16 protein-coding genes are annotated in these 16,180 nt (G+C 52.1%); 4 read left to right on the forward strand and 12 right to left on the reverse strand.

The window, feature by feature from the left end:
- Position 1 precedes the first annotated feature (1 nt).
- Positions 2-1,048: a pseudaminic acid synthase gene (pseI, locus tag I6L40_RS10550; protein ID WP_071911531.1), complete on the reverse strand. Its 1,047-nt coding sequence runs from the start codon at positions 1,046-1,048 to the stop codon at positions 2-4.
- A gap of 37 nt (positions 1,049-1,085) precedes the next feature.
- A complete protein-coding gene (locus I6L40_RS10555) occupies positions 1,086-1,799 on the reverse strand; it encodes a hypothetical protein (RefSeq protein ID WP_071911529.1) in 714 nt (237 codons plus the stop codon).
- Positions 1,800-1,865: 66 nt separating this feature from the next.
- Here I6L40_RS10555 and I6L40_RS10560 point away from each other — a divergent pair, with 66 nt between their 5' ends.
- Positions 1,866-2,696 (forward strand): bifunctional 2-polyprenyl-6-hydroxyphenol methylase/3-demethylubiquinol 3-O-methyltransferase UbiG, encoded by an 831-nt coding sequence (locus I6L40_RS10560; protein ID WP_139731915.1) that lies wholly within the window; start codon positions 1,866-1,868, stop codon positions 2,694-2,696.
- A gap of 20 nt (positions 2,697-2,716) precedes the next feature.
- Positions 2,717-3,355, forward strand: coding sequence for an HAD family phosphatase (locus I6L40_RS10565; RefSeq protein ID WP_158025280.1), 639 nt, complete (start codon positions 2,717-2,719; stop codon positions 3,353-3,355).
- 150 nt (positions 3,356-3,505) lie between these two features.
- Here the strand turns inward: I6L40_RS10565 and I6L40_RS10570 are convergent, their stop codons facing one another.
- From I6L40_RS10570 to I6L40_RS10610, 9 genes are all read right to left on the reverse strand, one after another.
- The gene (locus I6L40_RS10570) at positions 3,506-4,795 is read right to left on the reverse strand and encodes an aminotransferase class III-fold pyridoxal phosphate-dependent enzyme (RefSeq protein ID WP_071911523.1); all 1,290 of its coding nucleotides are present in this window, start codon (positions 4,793-4,795) and stop codon (positions 3,506-3,508) included.
- The gene (locus I6L40_RS10575) at positions 4,792-5,547 is read right to left on the reverse strand and encodes an NTP transferase domain-containing protein (RefSeq protein WP_071911521.1); all 756 of its coding nucleotides are present in this window, start codon (positions 5,545-5,547) and stop codon (positions 4,792-4,794) included. The genes I6L40_RS10570 and I6L40_RS10575 overlap by 4 nt, the downstream gene beginning before the upstream one ends.
- Positions 5,544-6,389 (reverse strand): aldo/keto reductase, encoded by an 846-nt coding sequence (locus I6L40_RS10580; protein WP_216995394.1) that lies wholly within the window; start codon positions 6,387-6,389, stop codon positions 5,544-5,546. Before I6L40_RS10580 ends, I6L40_RS10575 begins: the two co-directional genes overlap by 4 nt.
- Entirely contained in the window at positions 6,386-7,516 is a 1,131-nt protein-coding gene (pseC, locus tag I6L40_RS10585; protein ID WP_071911517.1) for a UDP-4-amino-4,6-dideoxy-N-acetyl-beta-L-altrosamine transaminase, read from the reverse strand. The genes I6L40_RS10580 and pseC overlap by 4 nt, the downstream gene beginning before the upstream one ends.
- Positions 7,513-8,517, reverse strand: coding sequence for a UDP-N-acetylglucosamine 4,6-dehydratase (inverting) (gene pseB / locus I6L40_RS10590; protein ID WP_071911514.1), 1,005 nt, complete (start codon positions 8,515-8,517; stop codon positions 7,513-7,515). The genes pseC and pseB overlap by 4 nt, the downstream gene beginning before the upstream one ends.
- Positions 8,518-8,621: 104 nt before the next feature.
- Positions 8,622-9,467, reverse strand: a complete 846-nt coding sequence (locus tag I6L40_RS10595) for a cobalamin-binding protein (RefSeq protein WP_254204014.1) — start codon at positions 9,465-9,467, stop codon at positions 8,622-8,624.
- A complete protein-coding gene (locus tag I6L40_RS10600) occupies positions 9,460-10,422 on the reverse strand; it encodes a cobalamin biosynthesis protein (protein WP_216994233.1) in 963 nt (320 codons plus the stop codon). Before I6L40_RS10600 ends, I6L40_RS10595 begins: the two co-directional genes overlap by 8 nt.
- On the reverse strand, positions 10,419-11,111 hold the full coding sequence (gene mtnN / locus I6L40_RS10605; protein WP_021230869.1) for a 5'-methylthioadenosine/S-adenosylhomocysteine nucleosidase: 693 nt from the start codon (positions 11,109-11,111) through the stop codon (positions 10,419-10,421). The genes I6L40_RS10600 and mtnN overlap by 4 nt, the downstream gene beginning before the upstream one ends.
- Positions 11,112-11,279: 168 nt before the next feature.
- Entirely contained in the window at positions 11,280-12,212 is a 933-nt protein-coding gene (locus I6L40_RS10610) for a ZIP family metal transporter (protein ID WP_216994234.1), read from the reverse strand.
- Between the two features lie 387 nt (positions 12,213-12,599).
- Here I6L40_RS10610 and I6L40_RS10615 point away from each other — a divergent pair, with 387 nt between their 5' ends.
- Positions 12,600-14,231 carry a methyl-accepting chemotaxis protein gene (locus I6L40_RS10615; RefSeq protein ID WP_033116033.1) on the forward strand — a complete coding sequence of 544 codons (1,632 nt, stop codon included), beginning with the start codon at positions 12,600-12,602 and terminating at the stop codon, positions 14,229-14,231.
- Positions 14,232-14,622: 391 nt separating this feature from the next.
- Here I6L40_RS10615 and suhB read toward each other — a convergent pair whose 3' ends face one another.
- Complete coding sequence (suhB, locus tag I6L40_RS10620; protein WP_162516794.1) at positions 14,623-15,426, reverse strand: inositol-1-monophosphatase; 804 nt, start codon at positions 15,424-15,426, stop codon at positions 14,623-14,625.
- Positions 15,427-15,625: 199 nt separating this feature from the next.
- Here suhB and I6L40_RS10625 point away from each other — a divergent pair, with 199 nt between their 5' ends.
- Entirely contained in the window at positions 15,626-16,081 is a 456-nt protein-coding gene (locus I6L40_RS10625; protein WP_042030005.1) for a hypothetical protein, read from the forward strand.
- The last annotated feature ends 99 nt before the right edge of the window (positions 16,082-16,180 follow it).

Genomic DNA, 16,180 nt, shown 5'->3' on the forward strand with positions numbered 1-16,180 from the left:
TTTATAAAAAGTCATCTATATGAACAGCCTTCCCACGACTAATATCATGGCGAGTTTTTCTGCCCAATATTTGTGGTAGTGATTCTGGTGGCAGCCCATAGCCAGGCCGGATCCTTCGGATGTGTTCCTGCTTTATTGTTGTACCCGCAGGAATGTCGGCAACAAAATATAAAGAACGACGAAATCTCAGGTTTGCCTGTTCAGCTTGGTTACCACCACTTTCTCCGGATCCCACCGCTTGCCAGCAGAGCTTTGTCTGGCTACAGAGTTCTTTCAGTTCATGTGGTTCAATGGAGAACTCGGCATCTGGGCCGCCATCAGCGCGAGCCAAGGTCAGGTGTTTCTCGATGGCCACAGCGCCCAATGCTATTGCCAGCTGAGCTGCGGTATTCCCCAGCGTGTGATCAGATAGACCAACAGGTACTGAAAATGTTTCTGCCAAGCGGGTAATACGCTTGAGATTGATATCGGCAAGAGGGGTTGGGTAGCCACTGACACAATGAAGTAGCAGGATCTGTGGGCAGCCATTTTCACGCAAAATGGTCAGGGCCTTGGCAATTTCAATTTCATTCGACATGCCAGAAGAGATAATGACCGGCTTTCCTTGCTGAGCTATGTAGCTGAGAAGGGGAAGGTCGGTAATTTCGAATGAGGCAATTTTGTATGCGGGAGTACCCAGTTCTTCCAAAAAATCAACAGCACTCTCATCGAATGGAGTGGAGAAAATGGTCAATCCGCGTGACTTGGCTCGTTCAAAGAGAGGTCGGTGCCATTCCCACGGGGTATGTGCCAGGGTGTAGAGCTCGTAAAGTGTATAGCCATTCCATAATCCACCCTCGATGTGAAAATCGGGCAGATCACAGTTGAGTGTCATAGTGTCGGCTGTATAGGTCTGAAGTTTGATTGCATCAGCACCAGCATCAGCTGCAGCATCTACCAATGCTAATGCTCTGCCTAGATCCCCGTTATGATTACCAGATAATTCGGCAATAATGTAAGGTGGGGAATTCTGATCAATCAGACGGCCATTAATAGAGAAAGGAATCATAGGTAAATACTCACGTGGTCTATTTATACTTGTTAATTTATCTTTTTTTTAAGAAAAATTCCATAATTGCAATAGAAATAGAAGATATATTTTGTCTTTCCATTGCAATATAATCAATAATTATGTTCCTAGGGATAAAAATAATTGATTCATACTCAAAAGAGCGGACTGTTGTAAAGCAGTGATTAATCGTCTCTTGGTTTACATCGCTATACATATAAATACCAATATCTAGCACAGATGCTTCATGGTCAATAACATAGCAAAAAGGAGTTATTGTGCGAAGCATATCTTGGTTTATCCCCATTTCTTCATATAGCTCAGTCAGCAATTGTTGCTTGAAATCATATGTATTTATGTCGTTTGTTATGGAAGCATCTAACCCACCACTTGGTACTAACTCCCAGAGTTCTGCATCTTGGGTTGTGAATTTGGCTCGTTTTCCAAAAACAAAACCATCTTGGCATTCCAGAATGCCAGAAACTGCAATGGGCATTATTTGAATTTTTTCAAGAAGCTCCGGATGGCTTTTTTTTGAAAAGAAAAATTTGTAATTATCGATGACTGATGTAATTTTGTTTGATGAGTCTGATATGCAAGAGAGTATACTTCCATCGAAAAGGCGACTGTTTTTTCTTTGCGCTTCACACCAAATTTTATCGACTATAGTAAGCAGTGCATCATCATGTTTAGCTCGATCTCTTTCTATGAGAAGCACTGCGTTATCTGAAAGCTCATGCACGCTTAGCATATTATATCTTCCCTTAAAGTGGAATGTTATGCTATCTTAACAGATAGTATGTATGGAGGTAAACTTATGAAAGATAAGTTTGATTTGATTCAGATTCATGAGCATTGGAAAAATTGGGCTATTACCTATGGCACCGAGCTCCGGGCTACCACTAAAACGGGAACAGCAAAACTAATCGAGTTGGCTGAATTAAAAAAAACCATTTCATCTTTGAAAGAGTCGCTCCCAATTAACTCGAGAATTTTGGAGATCGGTTGTGGCAATGGTTACAATATTTTTTCGTTGCATGAAGTCTTTCCTAATTATAGATACCAGGGGATAGATTTTATTGAAGAAATGATTATGTCGGCGGAGAAACTTAGGAAAAGCAAACTAATCGATAATGAATCAATTTGCTTTGATGTGGGTAATGTTCTCAATTTGGAATGTCCGGTTGAGCAATACGACTTAATTTTTACTGTTCGATGCTTGATAAACCTAAATACAGATTCGCTGCAAATGAAAGCCATTGCCAATATAGCAGAAAAAATAAAATCAGGTGGGTATTTTTTGATGCTTGAAAATTCTATAGGCTCTTACTCGAGACAAAATCATTTGCGAACACTTGTTGGTCTTGAGGAGAGAGAACCAGCGGAATTTAATCACTTTATGAATGAAAAGCTGGTTCATGATGAATTAAAATCGTTGGGTTTCGTTGAAATTAAAAACAGCTGTTTCTCAACATTGCATGATGTCGTTCTTTATGTTCTTCTGCCAATGATTAATGGTGGCAAAGTCGACTATGAAAACCCCATGGTTGAAGCTGCTGCAAAATTATCATGTGCTCTAACCGAAGATAACTATGGAATGTTAGGAGATTATGGCCAAAATAGATTGTATCTATATAAAAAACAATAATGTTTGGTCAAGGTAAATACATGAAAGGGATTTTTTTTGACTTTGATGGAACATTGGTTCAAAGTTTGGAGTCAATGTTTCATGTTTATTCTTTATTCCTGTCTCGAAGGGGAGAACAGGCGTCTAAACTTGAATTTGAAAAGTTAAATGGCCCTCCTTTAATCGAGGTTGTTCGTTGTCTAAAAGAGTGGCGCAATTTACCTGAAAGCAACCAATCATTGCTTGCTGAGTATAATGATTTGATAGATGAATTATATATTAATTCTCCCCCTAGTGTAGGGGCGATAAAGTTGATTCATGAGGCGGTGAAGCATTCGTATCGTTTAGTTATAGTGACATCGAATAAGAGAAGTAGAGTTGAGGCATGGTTAGCTCTGAATGGCTTGAAGGACACCTTCTATTTAATTATCGATGGCGAAGATGTTCGTAATGGGAAGCCTCATCCTGAACCATATCTGCTTGCACTGAAAAAATCTCGGCTATCTCCTGGTAATGTTGTTGCGGTGGAGGATTCTATCCAAGGTGCTACATCTGCTCTCCAGGCAGGTCTAGTTACTTATTTACTTACAGACACGTTGGATATTCCACAAGAAAAGAATGACTTTAAATGCATTCGTTCTCTATCAGATTTGACAATTTCATTATTTAGTGAAAAGTAATTGTGGTTTTGAGTGGTAGATATATTTAGGGATAAATGGATTACTTCAATGTAATTATTGAAGTCTGTTATGTAACATATACAAGTTAACTAAATAGTGCGCATAGAATAAAATTATTGTTGTATGCGCACTTATGGATATTTTTGTTAGTCAACGTACTTTAAAGACAGGTTGAATAGGTTCACCGTCAAGATTTTTTTCAATTGTCATTTTACTATCGTGATCTATCAGCGCAGGTAGTACTTCAGTGTATATTTTCAATATTTTCTTGATATCCGCGTAGGTATGAGAGTAGTTGAGGTTATGACTTCCTAGTGTCAGGATACCTCGCTTACATAACTCTTGCATCAGATAACTTTTCAATAACCAACTTGAGTGATTGTGAGAGTCGGTGATTAACAAAAAACACCATGTAGGGTGTCCTGCGGTTTTTATCCATTCTGGTGCTTTTATATCAGTTAATATGGTGTTCAAGCCATCAAGGAGAAATTGTCCTCGTTCCGTTAGGCAAGCAGGTATATCGTAATGACGCATTTTTTTGATGACGGCCTTAGCCGCAGCTAAAGCAATAACATCGCCGCCAAAAGTTCCTGAGAAAAAAATGTCTTCCATACGCTTCATATACTTCTTACGCCCGACGACGGCAGATATCGGGAATCCATTAGCCATCCCCTTGCCAAAAGCTGCAAGGTCTGGCGTTACTCCGAATAGAGTTTGTGCCCCTCCAAGATGATTTCGAAAGCCGGTAATGGTCTCATCAAAGATGAGCAGCGCTCCATGGGCATCGCAGAGTTGGCGCAGACCAGGCAGAAAATCCGGGTTTGGCCAGGTTACATTCATCGGTTCCAGAATGACGGCGGCAAACTCGCCCGGGTGAGCGTCCAGCAGACGCTGCAGCGAGGCAAGATCGTTGTAGTCAAATCTGTGCGTCAGCTCTCTTACGCATTCGGGGACCCCCAAATGGCGGGTGGTCGAGCCTATATACCAGTCTTGCCAGCCGTGGTAGCCACAAACGGCCACCCGCTCGCGGCCTGTGACCGCACGGGAGAGCCTGATACAGGCTGAGGTGGCATCAGTCCCGTTTTTGCCAAAGCGAACCATTTCGGCACAGGGGATAAGCTCAATGAGTTGTTCAGCGACCTCGGTTTCCAGCCGGTGGGGAAGGGAGAAGATCGAGCCCAGATTGAGCTGTTCCATTACTGCCTCATTCACATCCTGATCGCAATATCCAAGACTGATGGCCAGCAGGCCGCTGGCGAAATCAAGATACTCGTTGCCATCTACATCCCAAACATGTGCACCTTTGCCGCGCTCGATAAAGAGTGGGGCGGCGCCATAGGGAAAACAGAGGCGGCTTTTGGAGAAGGTTTGGGAGCCAAGAGGAATGCTCTGTTCCGCCCGAACCGAGAGAGCCAGTGAATGTTGATAACGTGAGGTCATATGTGATTCTCCTTGGCTAGCGAATTAGCCAATCCTTCGTTGCGTTGGTGCCGGGTATTAAGTGTTGCCAGCTCCGGCTGCTGCACCAGCAGGTCGAGGATATCGTCGGTCGTAAAGGTTGGGTTGACAGGATAGAGAGCCTTATAAATGCGCTCTACCAGCTCAAAATCGGCAGGCTCATCGACAGTCCAGCGCAGGTGGGCCAGCGAAGGCGAGCGCTGCAATTCGCCGATGGAAAACTGCTCGGGATGACAGCGAACGTAATAGGTGACATGTTCCCGCTCGGTCTGCGTGGTGGCTTTTTCCTGCAAGGTTGCCAGAGTCGCACCAGTCATGATCTCGGCATCCAGCCCATCCGGATAACTGGGATTGCCGCAGTTGCTGCTGTAGTCGAACTTGCCCGAGAGATGGAGGGCTATCAGCTCGTCTATTACCATTGGGTCTGCCAGTGGACAGTCAGCGGTGAGACGCACAACATGGGTCGGACTGTAGGGTTGGGCCGCTAGATAGAAACGCAGCAACACATCGTCAAGAGGACCGCAGAAACAGGGGATATGCAACTTTTCGCACAGTTCGGCAATGGCACGATCTTCTGGCTTATTGCTGGTGGCAACCAGCAGCTTGTCCAGCAGCTTGCTCTGTTGCAGCCGTTCAATCTGCCTTGCCAGCATGGGGTCGCCCAGCAGTTCTTTCAGTACCTTGTTGGGCAGGCGGGAAGAACTGGTTCTGGCCTGCAGAATACCTAGGATCATTGTGTTCTCCAGAGTCCGGGGTTGATAAGTTCCTGTTCCATAGACGCCAGATGGGCGATATCGGCCTCGTAGCACTCGTGCTGCGCTTGACTGGCCGCAATGATAGCGGCCAGCTCTTGGGCATGACAAACACCGACAACAAAGCGGCTTACCTGTGGTAGGGCCGTCATGATGGAGAGGGCTCTGCCAAGCGGGGCCATTGAGGGATGCCACTGGTCAAACCGTTCAAGTGCGGTAGCGAAACGCTGAAAATAGTCAGGTCGCTGTGCTGGCTGCATCAACAACAGTCCCTGCAAAAAGAGCGAGCGAACATGGATTTCACAACCCATATCTACCAGTTTGTCGAGCCATCCAGTACGTAAAAAGCGTTGATCGAGCAAATTGGCAGGTAATTGCACCAGTTCCAGAGGATAGCCAGCTGCGCTCCAAGCATCGAGCTCCTCCGGGGAGTAGACGGAGATCCCGAGTTTTCCGATCGAGCCCTTTTTCTGCAAATCGGTGAGCAACTCGACCATGGCCGGTGAGGCATCCTGGCTGCGGTGCAGCAGCAGACCATCGAGCCGTTTTCGCCCCAGCAAATGCAAACTGTTGTTGACTGTGGCCTTAACATCGGACAGCGGTAGCCCAGGCGCCAGTTTGTCGATGATTGTGAAGCCGGTGATATCTCTTTGTCCCAGCCTCTGCTCGGCATTGCCATAGGCTTGCGCAGTATCCAGGGTATCGATACCTGCATGACGGGCCAATGCAATGATCTCGTCGAGTTCCTCATCGCAGACTTGTCCGTCGTGATTGCTGATCCCGTAATCCAGACCGAATTGCACCGTGCCTAAGGCTAACTTCATGATAATTGCTTAAGCACGTCTATGACTTCATCTTGCTCCTGAATTGTCATTGTCGGGAATAGCGGTAAACTCAACGCTGTATCCCCATAAATGATTGCCCCAGGATAATTAGTGGGAATCTGACCCAATGCTTTATAGTAAGGTTGGTTGGGAATTGGCTGATAATGGAGATTTGCCATTATCCCCTTATCACGCAGACCTTGTAGTAAAGCATTACGTCCTTGTTCAACACGCACAACATAAAGATGAAATGCATGGTGAATATTAGATATTTGTAATAGAGGCGATATTCCCAAGTCACCTAGTTTTTGGTTGTAATAATCTGCCTTTTGGTGTCTTGTAGAAATATAGGAGTCAAGACGTTTGAGTTGGCTAATACCCAACGTAGCTTGTATGTCTGTCAAACGATAATTATAGCCTAGCTCGTGCTGTTCGTAATGCCAGTCGCCAGGTGCACCTGTATTGAAATCCGCGCTGTCACGGGTAATGCCGTGCCCCCGGTATAATTGAAGGCGTTTGGCAAACTCTGGATGACGAGTAGTAATTGCGCCCCCTTCACCTGTAGTAATAGCTTTTACAGGATGAAAGCTAAATACAGTCATATCACTATAGCGACACTCACCAATTTTACTATCGAGATAGCTAGCTCCCAGTGCATGGCAGGCATCCTCAATTAGAGTAATGCCATATTGCTTACAGATAGAATGAATTTCAAAAAGCTCACAAGGCTGACCTGCCAAATGAACAATTATCAATACATTCGGACGTCGTTTAGTCCAAGCAAGTTTATCTCTCAATGCTTGAATTGAAATATTTCCCGTTTCTGGGTCAATATCTACAAAGTCAACTTCAGCACCACAATAACGAGCACAGTTAGCTGATGCAACAAAGCTGATAGCAGAGACCCAGACCAGAGATGTATGGTTAACATCTGCAGCCAAGCATGCCAAGTGGAGCGCTGCAGTTCCATTGCTACACACAACTGCATACGGTACTGCGCAATAATGAGCAAGCGCATGCTCAAACGCAGGTACTTGGGGCCCTTGAGTCAAAAAATCGGACTGTAGCGTATCCAATACAGCTTCAACGTCGTCCGATGTGATTTGTTGTCTCCCGTACGGGATCATAGTGTCAGTACCTCAGCGTTTACCTGACTTATATCCTCTATCGACAAAAAATGAGGATTATTTAGAGAATTGTATTCAAAATCTGAAGCGACCAGTTTGGCTGTTTCACCCATAGCATTAATGCTGAAATCATTGTTACGGCTATTGAAGCTGATGCTGGGAGCTATCACGTAGTAGTCGTTGAACTCATAGGTGTGGAAGGCGTCGTCTGCCGGGCACATCACCTCGTGGAGCTTCTCCCCGGGACGAATACCGATAATCTCCTGCTTGAGCGACGGGGCCATAGCGGTAGCAAGATCGGTGATCCTGACCGACGGTATTTTAGGTACGAACAACTCTCCGCCACGCATGCGCTTGAAATTGTTTAGTACAAAATCCACCCCTTGCTGCAGAGTCAGCCAAAAACGGGTCATCTCTGGATGAGTGATAGGAAGCGTATTGGCGCCGCTCTTGATCAGATTGTCGAAGAAGGGTACGACCGAGCCCCGTGAGCCGACGACGTTGCCATAACGCACGACCGAGAAGATGGTTGGATTCTTACCAGCCATATTGTTGGCGGCGACAAAGAGCTTGTCAGAACAGAGCTTGGTGGCACCGTAAAGGTTGATCGGGTTGGCAGCCTTGTCGGTCGAGAGTGCGATAACCTTCTGGACACCATTGTGGAGTGCAGCCTTGATGACGTTCTCGGCCCCCCCAACGTTGGTCTTGATGCACTCCATCGGGTTGTATTCCGCGGCCGGTACTTGTTTGAGCGCCGCTGCGTGCACCACGAAATCGACATCGCACATCGCAGTGTCGAGGCGTTCGCCATCGCGCACATCGCCGATAAAGTAGCGCATGCAGGGGTTATTGAAACACTGTTGCATTTCAAACTGCTTGAGTTCATCACGGGAGTAGACGATCAGTCGTGCAGGCTGGTAGCGGGATAGCACGGTTGCAATAAATTTTTTGCCAAATGACCCCGTGCCACCGGTAACCAGAATTGTTTTTCCATTAAACATGATGTCATTCCATGATCAAATTAGTATCTATGTAATTCTAAAGCACTTTTTATGCCATGTGCAGCTTAATGCAAGCGATGGCAACTCAAATGGCAGTTTTTTGGCTATTTATCACCACGTTTTGAGCTAGCTTTAGCGAGAGTGCGGCATATATCCTCCACCGCATTGAGGGCTCTTGGGGTGAATCGGTGCAGCTCATCGGAGTTGACCAGCATCAGTCGGTGATGTTTCACCGCATCAAGGTTTGGCCACTGCTGCCAGTGATGCAGGGCGTCAGGATCTTGACTCCCGGCCAGGATCAGCGCGGGGTTGGCCCTGATGACCTGTTCCATATTCACCTGAGGATAGGGTGTTCTGGCATTGCTCATGACGTTGACTCCGCCGCAGAGTTCGATGGCCTGAGCGGGCCAGGCGTTACCGCTCACGCTGGTGAGCGGCGGGTACCAGAGCTGGTAGAACACCTTGACGCCGGTTGGTTGGCCATAGTGCTGTTGCAGGGAATGCAGGCGTGCCAAATAGCGATCTGCGGCTTCGTTGGCACTCTTTTCCACCCCCAGCAATTTGCCCAGCGCCCGCATCTCTTCGGCCAGCGAGGCAAAATCGGTAGGCTCTGAGTAGAAAACCGGGATACCCAGCTGCTCCAACGGGGCCAGTATCCGTGATTGAGCCGAGCGCCAGCCGAGAATGAGATCCGGCTTTTGCGCCAGCACAGCCTCGACATTGATGCTGCGATAGTTCGCCACCTTTGGCTTGGTTTTGACCTCGGGGGGATAGTCTGAGGCATCGTCGATGGCCACCAGTTTGTCGCCGGCGCCAATCTCGTAGAGCAATTCGGTCAGGTGAGGAACAACACTCACCACCCGGGTCGGCGTGGCGGCCAGCAGGGCACCGGGCAACCAGGCAAGCAGCACGCAGGGCAGCCAGATCGGCAAGCGCAACACTCTATCCATGAAATAACCCCGCTACCGTGACAACCAGCGCCAGTATCAACCAGCCCCAGCCGCACCCTTGCAGAATGTTGAGCACCTTGCGCGGTGTCTCGCTATCTGGCTCAGCACCAGTGCCGATGACGGGCCAACGCTGGAGAACCCCCTGATAGTAGCGAGGGCCACCAAGGCGGATCCGGCACTTGTCTACCAGCAGAGTGAGCAGCATCCCCATGGCGGGATAGAGCCAGAGCGCGCCACTTCGCAGCAGCTGTGCGGCCTGTTTGAGACGGCTTGCCAGCAGTGGCAGCCCCAGCAGCAAAATGACGGAGGCATTGAGCCCCTGATAGAGCGCGCTGGCGGCGCGACCAAAGTGGTCGAAGGCGGGATCTTTGCGACTCCAGCTTTGATTCATCAGCTGCACCAGCCGCCAGAGCAGGGCGCCCTGTACGCCGGCCAGAGCAAATCCCAGCAGCGGGCCAGCCCATTGGCCGACCAGACGCAGGGCGCAGCTCTCCGTCACCGCTTTGGCGAGCCCCATGGCCGAGAGTTTGCCGGTTTCCCGTTTGAGCCAGGGGGCAGACTGCAATCTCGCCAGCGGCAGGGTCTCCTGCGTGGCGAGCGAGCGGGTGGCATGGGCGAGTTCGCGCAGCGGACGGGATTCGAGCATCAGCAGTAGGAACAGCAGGTCGAAGACTGGCTCGCTAAGGGCCAGATTGCGCAGCGACCAGATCCCGGCGGCGCAGGGGAGCCAGACTACCAGCATTGCCAGCAGGCCGGCCTGCATTTGCTGGCCGGGCGAACCATCAGGTCTGTGTACCTTGTGCCCCAGCCGGGTCAGCAGGGGCGTGACGGCCGAAAGACGCAGATGGGATGGCCACGGGATCACCGCCTCCAGCAGGGCAGCACCTACCAGAATGGCCGCCGTCGTCGAAAGGAGGGCGTCGGCCATCAAATCAAGCGAGCCGGTCTCGATCACAGCTTGCCGAGCATCTTGATAATCACTTCGGCGGAGTGCTTGCCGGCCACTTCGATGAAGGCATCGAAGGATTCAACCTGTTCCTTGCCTGCGATATCGGACATGGCGCGTACCACCAGATAGGGCACTTTGAACATGTGGCACACCTGACCGATGGCGGCACCTTCCATCTCGACCGCCAGCATCTGCGGGAAGTCGGCGCGAGCCTTGGCGATGGCGTCCGGTTTGCACATGAACTGATCGCCGGTACAGATAAGGCCGACCTTGGTCTGGTGCTTGCCCTGCTCGGCGATGCAATCCTGAGCGACCGCGATGAGCTTCTCGTCGCAGGGGAAGGCGGCGGGTTGCTGTGCCATCTGGCCCATCTCGTAACCAAAGGCGGTCACATCGACATCGTGGAAACGCATCTCGCTGGCGATCACCACATCACCGATGTGCAGGTCTTGGGCAAAGCCGCCCGCAGAGCCGGTATTGATGACGCAGTCGGGGGCGAATTTTTCCAGCAACAGGCTGGTGGCCACGCTGGCGGCGACCTTACCGATACCGGAGCGGGTCAGGATCACCTCTTTGCCCGCCAGCTCCCCTTGATAGAACTCGCAGCCGCCCAGTTGCAGGGTGGTGGGGTTGCTCATCTGGCTGCGCAGCAGGGCCACTTCTTGCTCCATGGCGCCGATAATACCTACTTTCATTGCTGACCTCGTCTTGATAGCCGTGTGGCTGAATTTAAGTTGCTGTAGATCATAACAAAAGATGGCGTCGGCGCCGAGAGGCACAAGCGAAAGGAGAGATGAAGCGCGGCGCTCCATATGGGAGCGCCGTAGGTGACAAAAAGCATTGATGAGATAGGAGGGGGGCCTTTAGCCGAGCGCGGTGTCGAGGGTCATCATCAGGGCAAAGCCTGCCATCAGGCCAAGGGTGGCATAGGTCTGATGACCGTTGCGGTGAGTCTCCGGGATCACCTCGTGCGAGACCACAAACAGCATGGCGCCGGCGGCGAGCCCAAGTCCGATGGGGTAGGCGATGGCAAGGCCGCTGGAGAGTCCCACCCCGAGCAGGGCGCCAACCGGTTCGAGCAGGCCGCTGGCGATGGCAACCAGCACCGCCACCGAGGGGCGAAAACCGGCGGCGCACATGGCCAGTGCCACCGCTAATCCTTCCGGAATATCCTGCAGCGCGATGGCGGTGGTGAGCGGCAGCCCCACCGACATATCACCCTGCGAGAAGCTCACTCCGATAGCCATCCCCTCCGGCAGGTTGTGCAGGGCGATGGCAAAGACGAACAACCAGACCCGAGAGCAGCTCTCATGGCCGGGGCCGCAGGGGCCGGTTTTGTCATGCTCGTGCGGGGTGAACTGATCCAGCCCCAGCATCAACAGCACCCCGAGGATCATGCCGACCACCACCACGGCGGCGGCGCTAAAGCCGTTGCCGGTGATCCCCTCGGCGGCCTCCAGCCCCGGCAGCAGCAGGGAGAAGGCACTGGCCGCCAGCATCATGCCGGCGGCAAAGCCCAGCATGGTGTCCTCTACCTTTTGCGGTACCGAGCGCAGAAACAGAGCGGGCAGGGCGCCGATGGCGGTGGCTGCAAACCCAGCGGCACCACCGCTCAGGCCGTAGCGCACGCCGCTGGTCACCTCGCCTGTAGCGAGCATGATGAGACTCTGCAACAGCAGCAACAAGACGGCAGCCAGCGCGATAAAGAGACCGAGGGCGGTAAGTGGCCGCGCCTGTAGTTGTTCACGCAGCTGGGCAGACCAGGTTGAAGCGGGCAGATATGAGCTGTTATCCATAAACAGGGCCTCTTGTTACAGCAAATGGTTACAACGAAGGGGGATGGCGCTCCGCCATCGGATTATGTTGGTCATTACAACGAGTTGATGGCCCCTTGTCCATGCCACTGCCTCGATTGCATTTATCGGTTAACTATTTGAAATGATTTGGTCGCTATAAATATTTTGTGATGAATGTCGGGTTGTGAAGGAAATCAGCTTGCATTCATTTGGTGAAATCTGGTGAAGGATTAGGCGATATTGTGATAGAGTGCGCGCCTCGCGAAATCGTCCTTCCCCCGCTTTCGCAACCTTCCATCTCCCGTCAGGAATGGCCGGGATCAGCTCATACGGATGTGATCGCTACTGTTTACCTGCTTGTCAGCAGTTGAGGATCAACAGCCAATCATGTTTTACAAGAATCTCTCCATCGGCAAAAAGATTGCCGTGGTTTTTGCGGTCATTGCCGCAGTCAACGTTGTCTTCGGTGTTTTTCTCTCCAGTGAATTGCGCGGCGTGCGCGATCGGGTGCTGAATTTTACCGACTCCACTTTGCCGAGCGTGCTCTCGGTCGAAACCCTGCTCTACGACGTCTCTTATGTACGTCGGGCCCAGTTTGCCCTGCTGATGGTGGATGATGCTGCCGACCTGCAGGCCCGTCGTGGCCGCATTCAGGAGAATATTCGCAAGGTTGACGAGGCATTTCGTGCCTACGAGGCGACCGTAGGGGCCGACAACGAGCGCCAGGTGTTTAACCAAGCCAAACAACAGTGGCTCACTTATCAACGTTCGGTAAACGAGTTTGATATGCTGCTGGTGCAGGGTCAGCATGATCAGGCCAAAACCCAGCTGTTTGCCTCCAACCCGCTCTTCGGGGCGCTGGAGCAGGCGGTCAACTCGCTGATCCAGGTGAACCTCGGTTTCGTCAAAGAGAACCGTGGCAGCCTGCTTGGCAGCGTCAGCATGGTGACCACCTTCGCCATGGTGAGCATCGGTGCCCTGCTGGTGTTCATGGTGGTGATGACCTGGTTCCTGACTCGCCAGATCTGCCTGCCGCTGCAAGCCGTGGTGGCTCAGGCCAACGCCATTGCTGCCGGCGATCTGACCCATCAGCTGGAGCGTCAGCATATCGGCCGCGACGAGCTGGGCATGCTGGCCAAAGCCTCTCTCAAGATGCAGGACAACCTGCGCGGTCTGATTGAAGAGGTGGTGGCTGCGGTCACCCAGCTTGGCACTGCCATCGAGGAGGTGAGCGCCGTCTCCGAGCAGTCCGCCAAGGGCATTCAGAGCCAGCAGCAGGAGATTTCGCTGGTGGCGACCGCGATGACCCAGATGAAGGCGACCGTGGCCGATGTGGCTGGCAATACCGAAACCGCCTCCAGCTCTGCCAGCTCTGCCAATGCGCTGGCCCGCAGCGGCAATCAGGATGTGCAGCGTTCGCTGGTGGCCATCACCCGGGTTGCCGAGGAGATCGAGCAGGCCGGTACGCTGGTGACCGAGCTGGAGCGTGAATCCGCCCAGATCAACGTCGTTGTGGATGTGATCCGCGGCATCGCCGAGCAGACCAATCTGCTGGCCCTCAATGCGGCCATCGAAGCAGCCCGTGCCGGCGAGCAAGGTCGTGGCTTTGCCGTGGTGGCCGACGAAGTACGCACCCTGGCGGGTCGTACCCAGGCATCGACCGGCGAGATCGTGGCCATCATCGAAACCCTGCAGGCGCGTGCCAATCAGGCCAAAGAGGTGACGGGCCAGAGCTGCGAAATGATCCGCCAGTGTGTGGATCAGAGCGAGCAGACCAGCAACGGCATCCAGCAGATTGAAGAGGCGGTCGCCCAGATTGCCGACATGGCGATCCAGATTGCCAGCGCCTGCGGCGAGCAGGATGCGGTCTCCGATGAGCTGGGCCGCAACGTCGAGCGGATCAACGAGTCCGCCAACGAGGTGGCTCTGGGCGCCGATCATACTGCCCGCGCCTGTCTGGAGCTGAGCCAGCTGGCGGTGGGTCTGAAGCAGACCATCGGCCGCTTCCGCCTCGCCTGATAAAGGGGCTGGCTTACGCCGGCCTCTTCATTCATAAAAAGTCGGGGCGTTTTGCATGCCCTCACGACACCCGGCCATGTGCCGGGTGTTTTTTATCTGGCGATGGGTACGAGGCCTGATGGTCGGGGTTCTTCGCAAGAGGATGACGCTCAGGACAAACAGGAGGCCAGGTACTTATCCCGGCCTGTGTGCGGTGATATTCAAGAAGGTTGGTTAAGGCGTATTTGCTAATGAGAGAAGGGCGGCGAACTGTTTTGGGGACGGGGAACGGGGCGTGCGCTACGGGGAAGAAGAGCATAAGCAGTTGGTTGGAATGCTCTGACAGGGTATATCGCAGCAATAAAAAAACCGGCTTGCGCCGGTTTTTTTATCTGTCTGCTCGAAGGCTGGCTTATTTGGCCAGAGACTCCGGCAGATCTTCGCGGATCTTGCCCAGCATCTCTTTCAGGACGCGCGGGTTGGCAACCACGATGTTGCCGGAGTTTTCGTAGTTGTGACCACCAACGAAGTCGGTGACGATGGCGCCAGCTTCTTTTGCCAGCAGCTCACCGGCAGCGGTGTCCCAGGGTTTCAGGCCGATTTCCCAGAAACCGTCGACACGACCGGCAGCCACGTAGGCCAGATCCAGTGCGGCAGAGCCGGAGCGACGGATGTCGGCACATTCGATGAACATGCTCTGGAACATCTTCAGGTAAGGCTCGATGTGATGCTTCTGCTTGAATGGGAAGCCGGTCGCCAGCACGGTGCCAGCCAGCTCTTTGGCCTTGCCGACACGAATGCGGTAGCCGTTCAGCTGGGCGCCGCTACCACGGGTAGCAGTAAACAGCTCGTCACGGATCGGATCGTAAACAACGGCTTGTTCAGTCTTGCCCTTGACGCGCAGGGCGATGGAGACGGCAAAGTGCGGAATGCCTTTGACCAGGTTGGTCGTGCCATCCAGTGGGTCAATGATCCATTGGTAGTCCGGATTGGTACCGGCAATCTCACCAGACTCTTCAGCGACGATGCTGTGTTCCGGGTAAGATTTTTTGATGGTGTGAATGATGGCCGCTTCAGCTTCACGGTCAACGTTGGTCACGAAGTCATTGCTGCCTTTTTGGATAGCCTCAATGTTCTCGGGCTGGGAGAAGGCTTTTACTACAACTTGACCGGCGTTGCGCGCAGCGCGCACGGCGATATTCAGCATCGGATGCATAGGTTCACCACTGGATGTTAAAGAACGGGGGATAAAAGGACGCGGTATGATACCAGTATTTTGTGCGATGGCAACTGTTATCCCCCTACGACCAATTGATTGCGACTGCCAGATCTGACGGCTCCAATATAGCCCTGATCTGCGCTAGTCTTATGGCAGCAGCCGGATACTGGCTGCCATGAGCATAGGGATATGAGCCATGAATTTGTCATTAGTGAGTCAAAACGTGTCAGGCGCCAGTGAAGGTCTGCTGGCCATTTTGCGGTCATCACCCGAGTATGGTGACCATTTTGCCCACATCAGCGTGACGCCACTGACCGAGTGGCAACCGGCCAAGGCCGAAGCGGCGATCCTGCTGATCGATGGCGATACCCCCTGGCAGGATGCCGGGTTTATCCGTGGCGAAGATGATGCCATCGGATTGCCGGTACTGCCGCTGTTGATCCGAAAGGGGGACAAGGATCTCACCATCTGCGGCCCCGATGTGCGCGATCCCCGTTTCTACTTTGTCTCCAACGGCATCGTGCTGGAGGAGTCAGAGCTGGCAGACCCCTCGTGTAGTAGGGTGCTGCTGCGCAAGCTGGAATCCTACTTCCCGCTGCTCTCTCGTCTTATCCTGCTGCGTCAGCGCAAGTCGGCCGTCGTCTTGAACTGATCCCCTCGGCAAGCTATGCAAGCGGCGCACGATCTGTCATCACTGGCAGATAGTGCGCCGTACTCTTTATGGTAAAACCATATCTGGTGCAATCGCGGG

The organism is Aeromonas sp. FDAARGOS 1410, assembly GCF_019048745.1.
Lineage (GTDB): Bacteria > Pseudomonadota > Gammaproteobacteria > Enterobacterales > Aeromonadaceae > Aeromonas > Aeromonas jandaei.